Below are 19,891 nucleotides of genomic sequence, written 5' to 3'. Positions count from 1 at the left end.
CTGGCTGCTTCGTGCAGTCCCGTTGTTGTTCCACCCTGCGAGGGCACGTCCGGTACGTACGTGCCCTCGCAGGACGTTTCAGGACTTATACCGATGTTCCCTGACGCATGCGCCTGATTCCCTTCGTGACAGCCTGCGCGTTCGCGCTGCTGCTCGCCGCCTGTGCGAGTGACGACCCCAAGCCGCATGAGCCGCTGCGGCTGGACCTGACGGTCAGTGCCGCCACGACGGTCAACCCTGATGACCAGGGACGGGCCGCGCCTATCGTGGTGCGTGTCTATGAACTGAAAACCGATAACGCATTCAAGGCTGCAGACTATTACTCGCTGCAGGACAAGGACAAGACGGTGCTCGCCGACGACCTCGTCAAGCGTGACGAATTCCTGTTGCGCCCAGGCGAGTATCAGACGATCCGGCGAAATGCCGATGCGACCACCACAACGCTGGGCGTGCTGGTCGAATACCGCGATTTGCCGCACACGATCTGGCGAACCGCATACGTGTTACCGGAGACACCCGAGAAAGCGTGGTACCGCATCTCCTCGCCAAAACTGAATCTGACCATCAATCTTGACGCCAGCGCGATCAGGATTACCGACAACACGCAGAAGTAAACCGTAAGGCTGAGACTTGAATCATGAGCTGGCACAACAAGGTCGTCTGGTATGAAGGGCAGTTCATGCGCCCACAGCTGTTTCAGCAGTTGGAGCGTTACCTCGAGCACTTCGCGCACAAGCGCGCGGCGCCTCTTTCGTCGTTCTTCTTTGGTTTCACGCACTACGGCCTCGACGACGAGGCACTTGCGCTTGGCAAGGTGATCGTGAAATCCGCGGCAGGTATCTTTCCGGACGGCACACCCTTCGATGCGCCGGGCGGTACTCCGCCGCCCGCGCCACTCACGATCCGGCCGGAACACCTGGAGCAGCTCATCTACCTCGCCGTCCCCATCCGTGTGCCCAACGGCGAAGAGACGACCTTCGACAATGCGTCGGATTCGCTCGCACGCAACGCTGTCTTCAACACGGATCTGCGCGACACCAACTCAGTCGGCCAAGGTTCGCAGATGATCCAGCTGTCGAACCTGCGACTGCGGCTTGTGCCCGAGAAGGAAATGACCGATGCGTGGATCGGTCTTGCGCTCACACGCGTGAAGACCATTCGGGCCGACGGCAGCATCGAGCTCGATGACACGGTCGTGCCGCCAGTGTCGGCATACGGCGCGAGCAGTCTGCTCTCGAGCTGGCTTGCCAGGATCCATGACCTCACGCGTCTACGCGCCACGGCGCTAGCACAGCGCCTGACTGGGGCAGACGGCAAGGCCGGCACCGCAGCCGAGGTCTCGGACTATCTGCTGCTGCAGACCCTCAATCGCTACGAGCCGCTTCTGCAGCATCTGCGCCGCGTGCCGACCACGTCGCCCGCCGATCTTTATGCACTGCTTCTCAGCATGGCGGGCGAGCTGTCAACCTACGTGCGCACCGCGACGCGCCGGCCGCTCGATTCGCATCCGGCATACCAGCACACGGCACCGCACCTATGCCTGAAACCCGTCGTCGATGACACACACCAGTTGCTCAATGCCGTGCTCGTCCGCAGTGCGCAAAGCATCGAACTCAGGGATGCCGGCTACGGCATGCGCAATGCCGTGGTGGATCCGGCGGAGATCCCGGGTTTCACGTCAGTCGTGCTCGCGGTCAGCGCCGCCATGCCGCCCGATACGCTGCAACAGCAGTTCGCCGCCCAGGCCAAGCTTGGCCCTTCGGAGCGCCTGCCTGATCTAGTGCGTGCTCACCTGCCGGGCATTGCACTGCAGGCACTACCGGTACCACCACGACAGATCCCGTTCAATGCAGGCTACATCTACTACGAACTCTCGCGCTCCGGGCAACTCTGGGAAGACATCGAACGCCGTGGTGGTCTCGCGCTGCACATCGCCGGGGACTTCCCGTCCCTGAAGCTTGAACTGTGGGGCATCCGCGGATAACCACGCGCGGCGGCGCTCGCCAGGCAGGTGAGCGCGCATGTAGCGGATACGCAGACAAGGAATTGCAGTAATGTCACACGCAACGATGGATCCGGTCGGGCAAATCCCGGACGTCAAGGAAAAGCAGGCAACGCCCCGCCGGGAATTGCCACCCGGCGAAGCGCTCACGACGCGTCTGGCGGCCGTCAAGGCCGCCAGTAACCCGCTGCTTGAGGCCGCGCGCCCCCTGCTGCGGGCATTGGCCGACATGCCCGAACAACTCGACCGTGAGCGTGTAGAGCAGTTGCGCGAACTGCTTGAGCAGGAAGTGCGCGCCTTCCAGAAACTGTGCGAGCAGACGAGTATCCGGCGCGACCACATGCTCGGCGCACGCTACTGCCTCTGTACGGCGATCGACGAGGCGGCCATGCAGGCCGCGTGGGGCAAGAACAGCAAGAGCAGCCAGCCCGACGAGGGTACAGGTAACACCACAGCCCCCGTGCAACCCGGCAAGGAGCGTCCTGGAAAGGATCAATCTGGAAAAGATAATGCTGCTCCCGGCCGGGACAAGAATTCGCCAGACGCTGGCGTCGAATGGATGATCCGCGGACTGGCGACCATTTTCCACGAGGACCGGCAGGGTGGCGACAAAGTTTATCTCCTCATCGGCCGCCTGATGGCCGATCCACAGGAGCACTTCGATCTGCTCGAGGTGATCTACCGCATCCTGAGCCTCGGCTTCGAAGGCCGCTACCGCTTTGAGCCAGGTGGTCACCGCAAGCACGAGGCCGTGCGCCAGCGCATCTACAACGAAATCACGGCGCGACGCGGCATCGTGCCCACCGCCCTCTCTCCGCACTGGCAATCAGATGTCAAGGGCCAGCGCGCCTCGTTCTACGACTTTCCGGTGTGGATCACGGTCGCCCTGCTCTCCATCATCCTGCTCGGCTGCTTTGGTTACTTCAAATACGCGCTGCTGGGCCGCAGCGCCGAAGTGCAGAAGCAGATTGCGGACATCGGCCATATGACGCCACCGCCGGCACCACCCGTCCTGCACCTGAAGACATTGCTCAAGGACGAAATCGCGGCCGGCACGGTCAGTGTCGACGAAGACGTGCACCACAGCGCGGTGACGTTCCGTGGCGATTCGATGTTCCCGCCTGGTGGTGTTTCAGTCAATGCATCGGTGGGACCGCTCATCTCGAAGATTGCAGCGGAAATCATCAAGGTGCCTGGCAAGGTTTCGGTGCTGGGCTATACCGACAACGTGCCGATCAGGAGCCGCCAGTTCGCGTCCAATGACACGCTGTCTCTTGAGCGCGCCACGCAGGTCATGCAGATGTTGCAGGCCGCAGGGATCCCGGCGAGCCGCCTGGAGGCCGTCGGCAAGGGCGACGCTGATCCGGTGGCCGACAACAGCACGCCGCAAGGCCGAGCACAGAACCGCCGCGTCGAAATCACGGTCGCGGAATAACGAACCATGAAAGCAGTCAGCATCCTGGCATGAAAAAATTCCTGTCGTTTCTGGTATCGCGCCAGTTCCTCGCCTTCCTCGCGCTCGTCGTCATCGCGCTGGTGATCTGGTTCGTTGGACCCTATGTCGCGTTCGGCGGACTCAAACCGCTCGCGAGTACGGGCATGAGTGTGTTTGTCATCGCCCTGCTGCTCGTGGGCGTGCTGCTGTGGCTCGCCCACCTGTCAACGAGCCCGGTCGTCGTGGCGCTGCTGTGCCTGCTAATCTGGTACGCCACGCCGCTGCTCACTTTCGGCAAGGCCCAGCCCTTTGCATCGGAGTCGGCCCGTGTCATCGCCATCGCGGTCGTGCTGTTCGTCTTCGCGGCGTACTGGCTCTTCCGTCTCTGGCAGGAGATGAAGAGTAACCGGCCGCTCGTCGACAGGATGCTGACGTTTGGTGGCAAGAAGGATCCCTCCCCCGCCAAAGCGCAATTGAAGGAAGTCAGTGCGATCGTGGATAGCGCCCTTGCTCGCCTGAAGGCGATGCGAACGGGCGCACGCGGCATCGGGCGCCTGTTCCAGGGCAAGCGGTACCTGTACGAACTGCCGTGGTATATCGCGCTCGGTTCGAAGTCGTCCGGAAAGACGAGCGCGTTGCTCAATGCGGGCCTCGCGTTTCCGGTTGCCGAACAGATGCAGCGCGCGGCCGGGGCAACGCAGAAGCCCACTGCAAACGTGGACTGGTGGCTGACCAACGATGCCGTCCTCATTGACACCGCAGGCCGATATACCCGTCACGGATCGGGCGGCGGCAGCCTGTACGCCACGCCCTCGGGGGAGGGGCAAAAGCCCGCGGCCAACGCCGCGGGAACGTCTGGCAACGCCACGAAGGGTGCAGATCAACCGGGTGCTTCTGCTGGGGAGATTACAGACAAGGCAGAACTGGCGACAACGGGCGCGACAAACAGCACGGCGATTACCGACTCGCAGCGCGTTGACTCGGCTGAGTGGCTCGGCTTTCTTGCCATGCTGCGCAAGCACCGCCCGCGTGCGCCGATCAACGGCGCGCTGCTTGCCGTCAACCTCACCGAACTGGTGAGCCAGGACGAGAGCCGCCGCATGATCGAAGCTGCCGCACTGCGTGCACGGTTGGCCGAACTACGTGGCGAACTCGGTATCCGGTTTCCCGTCTATCTGGTCGTCACCGGCATAGACCGGCTCACCGGCTTCTCCGAATACTTCTCGTCGCTGACCAGCGAGAGCCGGGCCCAGACGTGGGGTTTTACGCTGCCCTACGGTAAGGAAACCATTGCGAAGGAAGGGGTAACCGCACGCTGCCGCTCCGAGCTTGCCCAGCTCGTGCAGCGTCTCGACAACGGCATCAATACCCGCTTGCAGGACGAATACGACCAGATTTACCGCCGCAAGCTCGCTGCGTTGTCGCAGGAGTTCGCGGCGCTCAACGGCCCGCTTGTCGAGCTGATCGAGCGCGTGTTCCTCGATTCGCGATACGACGACACACAGCTGTACTCGACGCTGCGCGGCGTATACTTCACGAGCGCCGATCAGACCGGTCGCGAGATTGTGGCTGAGCGGCGCACGATCCTGCAGCGGGTGATGTCAGGCATGGCCGCTCCGACAACTTCGTTGCGCGAAGCCACGAGTGAAGGCTTCTTCCTGCACGACCTGTTCACGAAGATCGTGATTCCGGAAGCCCACCTGGTCCGTCCAAACCTGCGCTGGGAGTTCCGCTTCCGCCTGCTGCGCCTGATCGGTCACGCGCTCGCCCTGCTGCTCTTCGTGTGGCTGGCGATCGGGCTGCGCATGAGCTTCAGTAACAATAGCGATTACCTGAGCACTATCGAGCGCAAGACACAGGCACTCGCCGCACGCGTAACACAGCTCTATCACGACCTGAAACCGGAAGCCGTGCCGGACACGCTGAGCGTAGCGCAGTATCTGCCGACGTATCAGGGGCTCGACCTCTCGGACCCCGACAGCACGTTCCGCTACGGCCTCTACACGGCACCCGATATCGTCACGGAAAGCCGCCACACCTACGACGCGCTCGAGGACAACCTGCTGGTGCCGCAGATCGTGCATCGGATGGAGGATGTCATTTCGCAGTCGATCGCCGGTAACGACCCGAAAGCGACCTACGAGGCACTGCGCGTCTACCTCATGCTCTACGACAAGGCGAAGTTCAATGCCGACGACGTCAAGACTTGGGTGCTCAACGACTGGGCAAGAACCGACAGCGCGTCCGTGTTCGGCGGCCGGGCCTCGATGATCGACCACGTCCAGCAGCTCTTTTCGGGAGACCGTGTGGTCCAGTCGCCGCTCATCCGCAACGATGCCCTGGTCCAGCAGGCGCGCGCCTTCCTCGACGGCAGCAATGCGACCGACCGGCTCTATGAGCGTGCCAAGGCCGCGATGATGAAGGAAGCGCCCGACGAGTTCACACTGATCCGCGCGGTCGGCCCGCAGGCGGGCACCGTCTTCGCGCGGGCGAGCGGCGCCCCGCTCTCGCGCGGCGTGCCAGGCCTCTTCACGTTTGACGGCTACCGCAATCTCTTCGACAAGCGTCTGCCGGAATTTGTGCAGGTCGCACGCGACGACGATGCCTGGGTGATGGGGCGCTCATACCTCGGGGAACTCCCCGGCGGCGCTCAAAAAAAAACTGCTGAGATCGTAAGCACGGCAATCGGCGCAGACGATTCGCTGACCGAGGCAATCCGCCGCGAATATCTGACGGAATACGCCCAGCAATGGGATACATTCCTCGGCGACATCCGCACGGTGACGGGCACAAGTCTCGCCTTCAACCTGCAAGTGCTCCGCGGCTTTGCGGCACCCGATTCGCCCCTCGCACGGATCGCCCGTGCCGCCGTGCATGAGACGACGCTCACGCAGCCCGCCGCCGCGGCCGATGGCTCGCTCCTGCAGAAGACCACTGACCAGATCAGCCAGAAGGCAAATTCTGCACTGGGCATCCGGGCCTCGGAACAGGTCGAGCGCGAACTGGTCGACAACCACTTCGCTGCGCTGCGCGAGGTCGTGACCGGCAACGCGGAGGTGCAGGCCTCCGGCGACGCCGCGGCGCAGGCGGGCAAGACCGGGCTGGACGGCGTTACGAACCTGCTGAACGACTACTACACGGCGCTTACTGTGGCCGACAACGCCATCAGCAACAACAGCATGCCGCCGGCGAACGACACGGCGGCCAGGCTCAAGATGACAGCCAACACGATGCCCGTGCCGTTCCGTGCGGTGTTGCTGCAGCTCGCCCAGCAGGGCTCGCAGGAGGTCAACCAGGGCATCGGCCAGTTGCTCTCGCGCCAGATGGGCGCGGTCATCGGCGACACCTGCCGCCTCACGATCGAGGGCAGCTATCCGTTCACACCCGGTAGCACGCGCGATGTGAGCATCGACGACTTCACACGACTGTTCGCGCAGGGCGGTGTCATCGACGATTTTTTCAGCAAGATTCTGGCGCCGTTCGTCGATACCTCGGCCAAGCCGTGGCGCTATCGCACGCTGCCCGGTGCGACTGAGCCCGTCCAGGGTCCTGACCTTGAACCGTTCCAGCATGCGAAGGCGATCCGTGACGTTTTCTTCAGCGGCCAAGGCCAGAACCAGATGACCTGGAAGGCTAGTCTCCAGGTGCCGGAGCTTGATCCGTCCATCACCGGTCTCATGGTCGACATCGACGGGCAGACCCTGCTTTACCGGCACGGACCGGTCCTGCCCTTCGCCGTCAGCTGGCCGGGCCCGCGCGGTGGTGTCCACGCCGAGATTACGGCGAACCCGCGTATCCGTCCCGACACGTCAACGGCTTCGGCCGACGGTCCGTGGGCTTTCATGCGCCTGCTGGACAAAGGGCGCGTCACGGGAACCGCCACGCCCGGACGCACGCGTGTCGCCTTCGACTTCGACGGGCGGCGCGCTGTGCTCGACATCACGGCCGCCGGTAGTGTCGCCAATCCGCTCACGAGCGACGTGCTGAAGACGTTCCGCTGCCCTAGTTCGATGCCGGTATTCGGTCTCGCTGACAGTGGGCCGCCGCCCGGTTTGCCGCCTGCAAGACTCCCCGCGGTACCGACCGGCTCACCTTGATCGAGGCGCCCATTACCGCAGCAGCAGCCTCGCCAGAAGCACGACGCGATACCGCTCCAGAGGCATCCTGGCTCGCACGCCTGCGCGCGGCCGAAGGCGCATCGAATCCGCTGCTCGAAGCCGCGCGCCCGCTGCTGGATGCGCTGTTGGATACACCTGCCGGGCTCGACGTAACTGGCGTCGAGCAATATCGGCAGCAGCTTGTCTATCAGGTGCAGCAATTCGGGAAAGTGTGCGCCACATTGCAGCTACCGCCGCCGCAGGTCGACAAGGCACGCTATTGTCTTTGTTCCGCGCTCGACGAAGCGGCCACGCTGACCGACTGGGGCAATGGCACGGCAACCGGGGTCGAATGGGAAACAAACGGGCTCGCCTCGACATTTGGCTACGACCGTCAGGGCCGCGATCGCATCTACACGATCGCGACCGACTGCATGCGCGAGCCTGAGAGAAATCACAACCTCAATGAGGTGATCCAGCAGATTTTCGCGCGGGGATTCAAGGGCCGTTACCGCTTTGCCGTTGATGGGAAGCATCAGATCGAGGCCGTCCGCGCGGACATTCGCGATGCGATTTACCCTGATCCACAGGACTTGCCAACGGCGCCGGACGACATCCAGTCGCTCCCCATACCGCGTCTTCCCGATGATCTGCGCACGGACTCACACGCTCCGAAATCCCGTCTCTGGTCTGCCGTTGCGGCGCTTTGCCTTGCACTGCTACTGCTGGCCATCACCACGAGTGTGGCGCACTGGTGTTTCTCGCATGTCAAGGCGCCCGTTCCGGTGATACCGCTCATCGATGCGTTGGCCACAAGGCTCACGGGGCGCCTCGCGAACGAAGTGCAGGCCGGCACCATTACGCTTGCGGAAAACGCCCAGCGCAGCATGCTCACGCTTCGGCTTGAGGGTATCTTCGAAGCCGGCGAATCGACTGTCAATCCGTGGGTTGCACCAATGATCACGGCCATCGGACAGGAGATCGCGAAAACGCCGGGCACGGTCCTCGTCACTGGCCATACCGACAATCAGCCTTTCACCCAAGCGCAATCCAGTTCCAACCAGGCGCTGTCCGACGCACGTGCAAAGGCAGTCGTGCAGATCCTGGTCGCAGCGGGTGTCGCGACCGATCGCGTTGCCGCAACAGGAAAAGGCAACACCGAGCCCGCCGCCGACAACGCTACCCGTCAGGGCAGAACCAGGAACCGTCGTGTCGACATTACCGTATCGGAATAACTGCGGTGCAGACGAGACGCATGCAGATCAAGCATAACGTACAAGCCACACCGAATAGCATGAAGAAAAGTCGTATTCTGGGCAGTCTGACTCTCATTGCACTAACAGTCGTCACGTTTCATGATTATGAATCGTACTCCGAAAAATGAATAAGTCCGCGGCAACTCGGACTGGGAGAGGCACAGGCACTCTGACCTGCCCTGGAATTTTCGGACCAGCTGAAACTTGAGAAAATGGCTTCCATGAACTGCGATTTCTTCACGACAAGGTCTCTCCTGCGGCCTCGTCACTAACTTTACAGTAGGATACTTTAGAGAATAAAGGTCAAAGTGGTACACAAGTCTCCCTCACACCAACCCATCACTCAATCGCCTCATACGGCAGTCCTACATAATTCTCGGCGATAGTCCTGAGCCCCGCCTCGGACCCCGTGTAATAGTCGTAATCGGTGCGCTGCATGCGCTTGTCGAACGCATCGCGGTCCGGAAATTCGTGCAGCAGATTGGTCATGAACCACGAAAATCGCTCCGCTTTCCAGACGCGCCGCAAAGCGATTGCCGAATAGCGTTCAAGCAGTTCGGTGCGACCGTCCTGGTACACGCGGCGCAAGATGCGATACAAGGCGCTCACGTCGCTCGCCGCCAGATTCAACCCTTTCGCGCCCGTCGGCGGCACGATGTGGGCAGCGTCGCCGACGAGGAAGAGCTTGCCGTACTGCATCGGCTCGACCACATAGCTGCGCAGCGGTGCAACGCTCTTCTCCAGCGAAGGGCCCGTCACGAGGTGGTCGGCGATATCGTTCGGCAAGCGGGTCTTCAGTTCTCCCCAGAAACGCTCGTCGGACCAGTCGTCGGCCTTCTCGGTCAACGGCACCTGAAGATAGTAGCGGCTGCGGGTCATCGAGCGCTGGCTGCAAAGCACAAAGCCACGCTCGTGATGAGCATAAATCAATTCGTGGTTGACGGGCGGCGTATTCGAAAGCAGGCCGAGCCAGCCGAAAGGATAGACGCGTTCGTAATGCGCGAGCAGATGCTCGGGAATGGTCTTGCGCGATACGCCGTGATAGCCGTCGCAACCGGCAATGTAGTCGCAGTCGAGCCGGAACGTTTCGCCATCCTTCTCATACGTGACATAGGGGTGTTCGCCCTTGACGTCGTGCAACTGGACGTCGCCGGCTTCGTAGATCGTCGTCGCCCCGCTCGCGGCGCGCGCGTCCATCAGGTCGTGCGTCACTTCGGTCTGGCCGTACACGAGCACCGAAGCGCCCCCCGTCAACCGCTTCAGGTCGATGCGATCGCGCCGGCCGCCATAAACCAGCTCGATGCCATCATGGACCAGGCCTTCCGCATCCATGCGCCGGCTCACGCCGGCCTCGCGCATCAGATCGACTGTGCCCTGTTCGAGCACGCCCGCGCGGATTCGGCCAAGCACATACTCGCCGGATTGCCGTTCGAGGATCACGTTATCCACGCCCGCCCGGGTCAGCAACTGACCGAGCAGCAACCCGGACGGCCCCGCGCCAATGATCGCAACCTTTGTTCTCGTCTCCATCTTCTCCTCCGTCTCAGCTCATTGCCGCGGTGCGTCGAGGTAGAACTCCCGCTGCGGCATCCGTCATCGATGGACTGTATTTTTTGTTAAATACCGGGCTTTGATAAGGCACAATTCCGCACTAAAATTGTACTTTTCAAATATCCGTCGTGATCCCGCGAAGCCCGGCAAACGGAAATGGCTCACTCGACCCTGCAGAACATTCCCGTCTTCAAGCTGTACGGCGAAGGTGCCGAGTGGCGAACCCCGGACCTGCTGCACTGCGAGTCGATTCCGGAGCGCAGCAGCCTCCACGACTGGGAAATCCGCAGCCATCGGCACGCGGATCTGGCGCAGTTGCTGTACGTGCAACGGGGCACGGCCGTCCTCGAGGTGGAGGGCGAAGCGACGCCGATCGACCGCCCGTCGCTTCAGGTCGTTCCGCCGATGTGCGTTCATGGCTTCCATTTCAGCCCGGAGGTCGATGGATTCATCATTACGATCGCGGCGCCGCTGATCGGCTGGCTCCACGAGCAATGCGACAGGCGGCGGCTCCCCTTGCAGTATCCTGGCTGCTACCCGGTAGGCGACGATCAGCCGTGGCTGGATACGCTCTGTACCACGCTGAACCGCGAATACGCGAACCCGGCGCCGTCGCGCGATCTGCTGCTGCGCTCGCTCGTTAGCGCGCTGGTAGTATGGGTGAGCCGGCGCGACTACGAACGCAATGTCGCAAGCGAGCGTCTCGATCGCGGCCGGCACTATCTGGGCGCGTTTTCCCGGCTCGTCGAAAAGCATTACCGCGAGCATCTGTCCATCAGTCAGTACGCCGCATTACTTGGCGTCACGCCGGTGTATCTGAATACGGTCTGCCAGCGTGCCGCCGGCCAAAGTGCGCTTTCAATCGTACATCAGCGGCTGTTGCTGGAGGCCAAGCGCAATCTGGTTTATACGACACTGAATGTGAGCCAGATTGCCGACCTGCTCGGCTTCACCGAGCCAGCCTATTTCACGCGGTTTTTCAAGCGGCTCACAGGCACGACGCCGAATCACTTTCGGGCACGAAAGTGATCCGGTTTCCGCGTCGTGCGCAGCGCTGTGAATGCGCTCGAAGCGTCCATGCTGGAAGGTCTGGTCGAGATTCCGGTCGATATGCTGAGGAAAGCGCGGCAGGTCCGCGTGTCCAACTTTAGCAACTAAGGCCGGCCTGCGGCCAGATTAACGCGGGCCTTGGCGGAAGCGTTGCGGGTTCGATCCCGCAAGCTGGGAAGACAATATCAGGAGATCGGGCACAGCGCGGGACATGGCATCCGCCGCGCTGCGCCCGAGGCCGATGTTACTGGCCGATTGCCCGGACCCGCAGGGCGTTCTGCACGCTCTGCACCCCGTTCACCCCCTGCGCGGTGGTTACGGCCATCTGGATCTGGTCGGCCTCGGGCACCGTGCCGCCCAGCAGGATCGCGCCGCTCTTCGCCGAAACGACGATATTGCTCGAATCCAGTCCCTTGACCTTCACGAGCGCGCGCTGCACGTTCTTCGAGAGCAGCCGGTTGGCCTTGCGCATGGCCTTGGGGCTCTGCGCCGTGCTGCTCATGGCCGGCGCGCTGGCCGCGGTGCCGCTGCCCTGCGCCCAGGCGCCTGCCGTACCGAGCAGGAGCAGCGAACACGCGAGCGTGGTGATGAGGCTAGCCTTCTTCATGTTGTTTCTCTTCCTTTCAAGAGGAGGTTGACGCGCGGAACGGCGGACCGGCAGTTAGAAAATGTGGCGGATACCGATGTCCGCGCCGACCGTCGTGCCGGCTGCGCCGTTGAGCGCACTGTCGACGGAAAGGCCGGTATCCATCGTGCCATGGTTGTTGACCACGCCAAACTGCGCATAGAGGGTCGTGGCACGCGACAGATAATAGTCGGTGCCGATGGCGCCCATGACGGAGTGGTTCGTGGTGTCGCTGCGGTCGCTCGTGTACCAGACGCCGCCGTTCAGGTCGACTCTGGGCGTGACGAGCCAGTCGAGACCGCCGCTGTAGACGTTGTCGTTGAACGAGCCGGCCAGCCCCGTTCCCTTGTAGCTGGTGAACGAGGCCTTGGCGGTGAGCTTGCCGAACTTGTAGGACATGCCGATGACGCGGCCTTCGAACGCGTAGGTCGAGGGGACCGGCGTGGCGGCGCCGCCGGCGTTGCTGTCGTAGAAGCCGGCGTTGATCAGGAACGTGCCGGTGCTGTACGAGAGGTTCGCCGAATAGTTGCGGCCTGCCTGGAAGTCGCCCGCCACCCCGCCCAGCCCGAGCATCACGCTGCCCTGGAAGCCGTAGACCTTGGGGCTCGTGTAGGAGATCGAATTGGCGTTGAAGATGCCGGTGGCGATGACGCTGTCGAGGTAGGGCAGCAGGCCGCTGCCGAACTGCGAGAGGTCGCGCGGATCGAGCTCGTAGACCGAGAGGAAGAACGGCGAGAACTGCAGGCCGACCTTCACGTCGCCGTAGTTGCTGTCGAGGCCCACATAGGCCTGGCGGCCGAACAGGTTGCCGTTCGAGTCGTTCAGGCCGCCGTTGGACATGCTGATGCCGCTTTCGAGCTTGAATTCCGCTTTCAGGCCGCCGCCGAGGTCTTCGGTGCCCATCACGCCGAACTGCGAAGGCGAGTTGCCGCTGTCGATCATGGAGAACTGATGGCCGGCGTTCTGCCCGGTGGTCGTGTTGAGCGTCTTGCTCGTGTACAGCAGGCCGCCATCGACCAGGCCATACAGCGTGACACTGCTCTGGGCATGGGCAGCACCGCCTGCCAGCAGGCAGGTTGCAGCGGCGATGAGCTTCAGGCGCAGACCTCGTTGCTTGTACATCGTCGATCTCCTTCGGGACGGAACGCATGCCGTCGAGTTTTGGTATGAATCGGGTAACTGCGGGGTAACTGCGGGGTAACTGCGGATTACCCGAGTGAGTAATTGCGTCTTTTAATTAGCAATACTACCTATATGGATTACACCAGGCGGCTGCTTGATGTTGCCCTGGCGATTCCCCTGCGAAGCGTGTTGCCTGTTGTGCTGCTTGCTGCGTCGAGAGGCCGGCAAACCTCGTGAACCGGCGTGCGTGACGGCCCGGAAGGTTCCGGATCCGCTCCGATAATCGCGGTTCGATATTCGAACTCGATTTCGTTTTCCGAACCGTCCGGGCGATCTTAGGAAAAATCGCACGATCGTGTCAATGTAAAGTACCGCAGGAACAACAATCTGTTGCCTACACGTTTCCACTCATTTACCGGCGTGCCGGTTTCCTCTTGAAGCCCTCGGCGCGGCTTCGCCGGCCTCGGGCACAAGGCGTCCGCCATGTGCCGGCGCAACGACTTCGGGAATGCACGAATGGGGAGTGCCCCAGGTTGCCCGGGTTTTCCCTTGTGGTGGAGTGGCGACGCTCTGGCCGAAGTTCGCCGCGCACTTCGCCAGAATGGTACGGAATGCTATGCAATATTCGGGTTAAACCGGATCAGATGGTGCCGTCACGGCCCAGCAAGCGTCTTGCGGCGAGCAGCGGCAAACGTGCCCCGAAGCCGGCGACGAGCCGCAGGTGCATCCAACTGAGCAGCAGGTTGTCGCGCGCGTAGTTGAAATGCGACACGCCCCCCTCCTGTGCACTGAAATAGCGCACCGGCGCCTCGATCTGGATCGGCCGCACCCCGGCCCAGCACAGGCGCACGGCGGCCTCGGGATCGAAGTCGAAACGGCGCATCCACGGCTGCCGCCGCATGATCGCCTTGAGCGGCGCAATGGGATAGACGCGAAAGCCATAGAGCGAATCGCCGATGCCCGCCCATAGCGTCTCGACATCCGCAAAGAGGTTCGAGAGACGCCGCCCTTGCACGCGCAGTTGTGGCGCGCTCGCATCGAATTTCGGCAAGCCCAGCACCATCGCGTCGGGCGACGCCTGCGAGGCCGCCATGAAGCGCGGAATCAGCGCGGCCGGGTGTTGGCCGTCGGAGTCCATCGTCAGGACGTGCGTGAAGCCTTGCGTCGCAGCCGCCTCGATTCCCGCGAGCACCGCGCCGCCTTTGCCGCGATTGGCCGGCAGCACGATCACATGCAGCCCCGGGTCCTGCGCGGCCATCGCCTGCAGACGTCCGGCGCTGCCGTCGGTGCTCCCGTCCACGACGACCCACACCGGACTCCACTGAGCACGCGCCGCGCGCACGGTTTCGTCGACCTTCATGCCCGGGTTGTAGCTCGGGATCAGGACGAGATGCGTGGTCGAGGGCGTAGGGGAAGCAGCGGGCGCGGTCATGAAAACAGCCGGTTGCATGGAACAGGAATCCAGGGACGCAGACGCGCGCTCAGGCGAGTCCGCCGTTGATCGACAATACCTGCCCGGTCACATAGGCGGCCGCATCGGAGACGAGGTACGCAACCATGGCGGCGACCTCCTCGGGCTGGCCGGCACGCTGCGCCGGCACGAGCTGCTTGATGCGCTCAGCGGGAAACACGTGCTCAACCATGGGCGAAGCGATGATGCCGGGCGCGATCGCGTTGACCGTGATGCCGCGCGAGGCCACTTCGAGGGACAGCGCCTTCGTCGCGCCGATCAGCCCGGCCTTGGCGGCCGAGTAATTGACCTGCCCGCGATTGCCCATGACGCCCGCGAGCGACGCGATGTTGACGATGCGGCCATGCCGCGTGCGGATCATCGGCAGCAGGAGCGGCTGCGTGACGTTGAAAAAACCGTTGAGCGAGACGTCGATCACGTGGCGCCACTGGTTGCGCGTCATGCCGGCCAACGGCGCGTCGTCGTGCACGCCCGCGTTGTTGACGAGAATCTGCACCGGCGCGTCCTCGATGAGACGGGCGAGCGCGGCCTCGGCGGCGTCGGCATCGGTTACGTCGAACGTGATCGCGTGCGCCGTCCCGCCCGCATCGGCAATGCGTTGCGCGACCGCTTCGGCTTCGCCCGCACGGCGATTGGCATGCACCCACACATCATGGCCGGCCCCGGCGAGCGCGAGGCAAATGGCCTGGCCCAGCGCTCCGCTGCCGCCTGTCACGAGTGCACGCATCGGCTCTCTCCTCTCGTTCGCGCTTGACGTTCAACGCACGCGGTGCGCGGCGACGTAGGCGGCCAGCGAACCGAGCGTCGCGAAGATCTTTTCGTTATCCGGATTGTCGGAGCGCAGCTCGAAGCCGTACTTCTTCGAGATCAGCAGGGCGATTTCGAGAATGTCGATCGAGTCGAGCCCGAAGCCTTCGCCATAGAGCGGCGTCTCGGCGTTCACGTCGTCGAGCGAGACATCTTCGAGATTCAGTTCGCCGACGATCAGCGCGGCAAGCTCTTGTTCCAGTGCGTTCATCATGCGTGCGATCAAACGGTACGGGCCGTGCGCACAAACGGGGGTGGCGCCCCCGTGCCGGACAAGGGCACCGCCGGCTTCCCGGCTCCTGCCCACCGCCCCGCCCGCCTGGGTTTGGAGTCGATTTGGTAAAAGTTACGCGGATTTTAGACGATGGGTACCGGTGCGTATACGGGATGTACGGCAGAAAGGTTACAGACGTTAGAAGGGGTGACGTCCGTATTTTGGGATACAACGGGGCGGCGACGCCTAAGCGGCCTTGGGTGTAATCGGATTGTAGGGCGACGTGGCCGTCCGGCGAGCCATACAAACGGTTACAAACGCGCCGCATGTGCTCTGAAAGATGCCCCGCCGCGGCCCTAAAATACGCCTGCCGCAATCCTGCTCGCCGTCATTCCCGTGACCAATGCCGGCGGCCAGGGATTAAGTGCACCGACTCACCGCGCCGCTGCCGGACGCAACCCGATGAAGACTGCTACTCATTTTTGAAGCCTATCGATCATGCCGCGCTCACCCACCCCACTTCGTCACGCACCGGACTGCCGTCTCGTCCATGCACGGACGCGGGGCCGTTTCGCGGCTCACGGAGTTCATGGGGCTCATGGGATTCAGGGCCGGGTCTGTGGCAAAATTCGCGCGCGATCTGGATGCGAAAGCAGAGGCAAAGGCGGACGACGCACCCCCTGCCCTTGCCCGTCGGGAGGTCCGCAATGAATGCGTTGGCCGGTTTCGTCCGCGGTGCGCTGGCAATCGCCGCCGTAGCCGCGTATCAGTTGCTGGCGCACCACGCTGTCGCGACGCCCGGCGAGCACGGACTCGGGCTCGCCATGGCGCTGCTGCCGCCACTGGCCATCGCCCTGGTTGCCGCTGCCCGCTCGTCGCACCGCGCCGCGTGGCTGCCGCTTTGGGCGCTCGCGGTTGCCGCGGTCTGGACCGCGCGCACGCCGCTTGCTCTTCATTTCGAATGGGGCCTATACATCGAGCATGTGAGCTTCAACCTCGGAATGGCGCTGCTGTTCGGCCGCACGCTGGTCGAGAGGCGTGTTCCGCTCTGCACGCAGTTTGCGGCGCTGATCCGCGGTTCGCTCCCGCCGGCGATTGCGCGCTATACGCGGCAGATCACGGTGGCGTGGACGCTGTTCTTCGTCGCGACCGCGGCCGTTTCGACGCTGATGTTCGCCATCGCGCCGATCGTTGCGTGGGCGACGTTCGCCAACTATGTGGCGCTGCCGCTGGTCGGTGCGATGTTCGTCGCCGAGCATGCCTGCCGGCGCTTTGCGCTGCCCCGCGAGTCGCACTCCGGCATGCTCGATGCGATTCGCGCTTACCGGCGATCCCGGCCGGAGCCGGTGCGGGTCGCAAGGTGAAGCGCACGCCGCGCAGGGATAGCCACTATGCCTGCATCGGCGCCGCATCGCCGGTGTTTTTTGTTCCAGCCGAAGTTATGCCGACGTTATGCCGACACATCCGCTGATTTTTCACACCTCACCCCGCCAGGTCATCGCCTGGTGCGACGGTTCCCCGGTCACGGCGCGAGCGTTCCTCGCCGACGTGGCGCGGGTAGCGGCTGCGCTGCCGCCGGGCGGTCACGTCTTCAACGTCTGCCGCGACCGCTACCGCTTCGCCGTGAGCCTGTGCGCGGCACTCGTCTCCGGCCGGATCAGCCTGCTGCCGTCCACCCACACGCCGGAAACGGTGCGCCAGCTCGCCACGTTCGCCCCCGACGCGTTCTGCCTGCACGACACATCCGACTGCGCGATCGACCTGCCGCGCTTTCGCTACCCCGAAGGCCGCGTCGAAGATGCGGCGGCGGTCGGCCACGACGCCGGCGACGACGCGCCCTTCGACGTGCCCCGGATCGACGCGGCGCGCATCATGGCCTACGTCTTCACCTCCGGCTCGACCGGCGCGCCGGTGCCGCACCGCAAGACCTGGGGCTTTCTCGTCGCCAATGTGCGCGCGGCGGCGCAGCGCCTCGGACTGCTCGACGCGCACGGCGAGTCCCGCGCGCAAGCCGGGGCGACGACGCCAACACTGATCGGCACGGTGCCCGCGCAGCACATGTACGGCTTCGAATCGACGGTGCTGCTCGCGCTGATCGGCGGCCTCGCTTTCAGCAACCGCCAGCCGTTCTATCCCGTCGATATCCGCGCCGAGCTAGAGGCCGTGCCGCAACCGCGCGTGCTCGTGACCTCGCCGATCCATCTGCGCGCGCTGCTCGCGACCGAAGCGCCATTGCCCGACGCCGCGCTCGTGCTCAGCGCGACGGCGCCGCTTGCGGAAAAGCTCGCGTGCGAAGCCGAGGCGCGTCTGAACGCCCCGCTGGTCGAGATTTACGGCAGCACGGAAACCGGCCAGATCGCGACCCGCCGTACGGCACAGGGTGCGACGTGGGAGCTGCTGCCGCAGATCCGCCTCGATGCGCGCAGCGCCGCGCCGGCCGGCGCGGAGGCCGAAGGCGACGAAGGCCCCACGATCTGGGTGTCGGGCGGTCACGTGGAAGCGCCGGTGCCGATGGGCGACGCGCTCGAAGTGCTCGATGCGCACCGCTTCCTGCTGCACGGACGCAAGGCGGACCTCATCAACATCGCGGGCAAGCGGACCTCGCTCGCCTATCTGAATCATCAACTCAATGCGATCCCGGGCGTGATCGACGGCGTTTTCTTCATGCCCAATGAAAGCGGCACCGGGGACGACGGCTCGCACCGCGAGCCGGTGACGCGCCTGATCGCACTCGTGGTCGCACCGACGCTGAGTGCCGTCGACCTGCAGCGGGCATTGCGCGAGCGTATCGACGCCGCGTTCATGCCGCGCCCGCTCGTATTCGTCGACGCGCTGCCGCGCAACGAAACCGGCAAGTTGCCGCATCACGTCCTCGCGGCACTGGCCGCGCGCCATACCCGGGCCGTTCCGGCAGGGACCCTGACGCCCGAGGCCGGCGCAAACCCGGCAGGCATGGCCGCCCCGACCGGCAAGACGCCCGGCGCCACCACAGTCTCCTTCACGATACCCGCCGACCACCCCGCGTTGCCGGGCCACTTCCCGGGCCAACCCATCGTGCCCGGCGTCGTGCTGCTCGACCACGCCATCGACGCCATCGGCGCGGCCCTGAACCGCCCGATGGACGCCTGGCGGCTCGGCGCTGCGAAATTCCTGAGCCCGGCCGCCCCCGGCGAGCCGCTCGATCTCGCGTTCGACGCCACGGCAAGCGGCGCGATCCGCTTCACCGTCCAGGCCGGCGCGCGCGATGTTGCGAGCGGCACGCTGTCGGTTCCGCCGTCCCCTGCACACCCCGTACCCCAGGAAGGCCCGCACCCATGATCAAGCGCACCGACTGGACCCAGCGAGAAGAACGCGGCAGCGCGCTGTTGCTGCGCGTCATGACATGGCTGTCTCTGCGCATCGGCCGCCGCGCCTCGCGCGTTCTCGTGCATCTGTGCACCGGCTATTACATGCTGTTCTCTCCGCAGGCGCGGGCTGCCTCGCGGACCTATCTGAGCCGCGTGCTGGGCCGCCGCGCGCACTGGCGCGAGGTCTACCGGCACCTGTTCACCTTCGCGACAACGATCCACGACCGCCTTTACCTGATCAACGAGCGCTTCGACCTCTTCGACATCCGTCCGCAGGGGCACGAGCTCGTCGACGCCGCGCTCGATAACGGACGCGGCGCGTTCCTGATGGGCGGCCATCTGGGCAGCTTCGAGGTCGTGCGCGCGCTCGGCCGCACGCAGCCTGGCCTGCGCGTGGTCGTCACGATGTACGAGGAAAACGCGCGCAAGATCAACGCGACCATCGCCGCCGTGAACCCGGCCGCCCAGCCCGAGGTGATCCCGCTCGGGCAGGTCGATTCGATGCTGCGCGTGAACGAGCGGCTCGACCAGAACTGCATGGTCGGCATGCTGGCCGACCGCACACTGCTGGAAGACACCACTTCGGCGCGCAGCCTGCCGTTTCTCGGCAAGCCCGCGTCGTTCTCGCTCGGGCCGCTCTACATGGCCGCGATGCTCAAGCGCCCGGTGATCTTCATGACGGGGCTCTATCGCGGCGGCAACCGCTACGACGTGCACTTCGAAATGCTCGCCGACTTCACGCACACGCCGCGCGAAGCGCGCGCCGACGCCATCGATGCGGCGCTCGCGCGCTATGTGACGCTGCTCGATCGGCATTGCCGCACGGCGCCGTACAACTGGTTCAACTACTTCGACTTCTGGCAGACCGCGCAGGCGACCGAAGCGGCCGAGGCGGCGACCACGACGAAGCAAGG

General features: G+C 64.0%; 14 protein-coding genes and 1 pseudogene. 9 read left to right on the top strand and 6 right to left on the bottom strand.

The window, feature by feature from the left end; all coding sequences use genetic code 11:
• Positions 1-107: 107 nt before the first annotated feature.
• The 5 genes from tssJ (at position 108) to WJ542_RS29025 (ending at position 8,769) form a co-directional block, all read left to right on the top strand.
• A complete protein-coding gene (gene tssJ, locus WJ542_RS29045) occupies positions 108-614 on the top strand; it encodes a type VI secretion system lipoprotein TssJ (RefSeq protein WP_411193001.1) in 507 nt (168 codons plus the stop codon).
• Positions 615-637: 23 nt separating this feature from the next.
• Entirely contained in the window at positions 638-1,984 is a 1,347-nt protein-coding gene (gene tssK / locus WJ542_RS29040) for a type VI secretion system baseplate subunit TssK (protein WP_411193000.1), read from the top strand.
• 85 nt (positions 1,985-2,069) lie between these two features.
• On the top strand, positions 2,070-3,437 hold the full coding sequence (tssL, locus tag WJ542_RS29035) for a type VI secretion system protein TssL, long form (protein ID WP_411193539.1): 1,368 nt from the start codon (positions 2,070-2,072) through the stop codon (positions 3,435-3,437).
• Between the two features lie 29 nt (positions 3,438-3,466).
• Positions 3,467-7,534, top strand: coding sequence for a type VI secretion system membrane subunit TssM (gene tssM / locus WJ542_RS29030; protein ID WP_411192999.1), 4,068 nt, complete (start codon positions 3,467-3,469; stop codon positions 7,532-7,534).
• Complete coding sequence (locus WJ542_RS29025; RefSeq protein ID WP_411192998.1) at positions 7,531-8,769, top strand: DotU/TssL family secretion system protein; 1,239 nt, start codon at positions 7,531-7,533, stop codon at positions 8,767-8,769. Before tssM ends, WJ542_RS29025 begins: the two co-directional genes overlap by 4 nt.
• 360 nt (positions 8,770-9,129) lie before the next feature.
• Here WJ542_RS29025 and pobA read toward each other — a convergent pair whose 3' ends face one another.
• The gene (pobA, locus tag WJ542_RS29020) at positions 9,130-10,320 is read right to left on the bottom strand and encodes a 4-hydroxybenzoate 3-monooxygenase (RefSeq protein WP_411192997.1); all 1,191 of its coding nucleotides are present in this window, start codon (positions 10,318-10,320) and stop codon (positions 9,130-9,132) included.
• A 177-nt stretch (positions 10,321-10,497) separates the two neighbouring features.
• Here pobA and WJ542_RS29015 point away from each other — a divergent pair, with 177 nt between their 5' ends.
• Positions 10,498-11,370, top strand: a complete 873-nt coding sequence (locus WJ542_RS29015) for a helix-turn-helix domain-containing protein (protein ID WP_411192996.1) — start codon at positions 10,498-10,500, stop codon at positions 11,368-11,370.
• A 265-nt stretch (positions 11,371-11,635) separates the two neighbouring features.
• On the opposite strand, the gene WJ542_RS29010 is transcribed toward WJ542_RS29015, so the two are convergent.
• The 5 genes from WJ542_RS29010 to WJ542_RS28990 all read right to left on the bottom strand — a co-directional run bounded on the left by WJ542_RS29010 (position 11,636) and on the right by WJ542_RS28990 (position 15,627).
• Positions 11,636-11,998: a BON domain-containing protein gene (locus WJ542_RS29010; RefSeq protein ID WP_411192995.1), complete on the bottom strand. Its 363-nt coding sequence runs from the start codon at positions 11,996-11,998 to the stop codon at positions 11,636-11,638.
• A 54-nt stretch (positions 11,999-12,052) separates the two neighbouring features.
• The gene (locus tag WJ542_RS29005) at positions 12,053-13,138 is read right to left on the bottom strand and encodes a porin (protein WP_411192994.1); all 1,086 of its coding nucleotides are present in this window, start codon (positions 13,136-13,138) and stop codon (positions 12,053-12,055) included.
• A 640-nt stretch (positions 13,139-13,778) separates the two neighbouring features.
• Positions 13,779-14,588, bottom strand: a complete 810-nt coding sequence (locus WJ542_RS29000) for a glycosyltransferase family 2 protein (RefSeq protein WP_411192993.1) — start codon at positions 14,586-14,588, stop codon at positions 13,779-13,781.
• A 31-nt stretch (positions 14,589-14,619) separates the two neighbouring features.
• Complete coding sequence (gene fabG, locus WJ542_RS28995; RefSeq protein WP_411192992.1) at positions 14,620-15,336, bottom strand: 3-oxoacyl-ACP reductase FabG; 717 nt, start codon at positions 15,334-15,336, stop codon at positions 14,620-14,622.
• A gap of 30 nt (positions 15,337-15,366) precedes the next feature.
• Positions 15,367-15,627 carry a phosphopantetheine-binding protein gene (locus WJ542_RS28990; protein WP_411193537.1) on the bottom strand — a complete coding sequence of 87 codons (261 nt, stop codon included), beginning with the start codon at positions 15,625-15,627 and terminating at the stop codon, positions 15,367-15,369.
• 710 nt (positions 15,628-16,337) lie between these two features.
• Here WJ542_RS28990 and WJ542_RS28985 point away from each other — a divergent pair.
• The 3 genes and pseudogenes from WJ542_RS28985 to WJ542_RS28975 form a co-directional block, all read left to right on the top strand.
• Positions 16,338-16,994, top strand: coding sequence for a COG4648 family protein (locus WJ542_RS28985; RefSeq protein ID WP_411192991.1), 657 nt, complete (start codon positions 16,338-16,340; stop codon positions 16,992-16,994).
• An 88-nt stretch (positions 16,995-17,082) separates the two neighbouring features.
• On the top strand, positions 17,083-18,948 hold the full coding sequence (locus WJ542_RS28980; protein ID WP_411192990.1) for an AMP-binding protein: 1,866 nt from the start codon (positions 17,083-17,085) through the stop codon (positions 18,946-18,948).
• A pseudogene (locus WJ542_RS28975) lies at positions 18,948-19,874 on the top strand (lysophospholipid acyltransferase family protein); the annotation flags it as partial. The gene WJ542_RS28980 and the pseudogene WJ542_RS28975, both read left to right, overlap by 1 nt.
• Positions 19,875-19,891: the final 17 nt, after the last annotated feature.

The sequence above is a fragment of the Paraburkholderia yinzeri genome (assembly GCF_046581065.1).
Lineage (GTDB): Bacteria > Pseudomonadota > Gammaproteobacteria > Burkholderiales > Burkholderiaceae > Paraburkholderia.
Note: the sequence above shows the minus strand (reverse complement) of the source record. Positions and strands in the feature narration are given on the sequence as shown.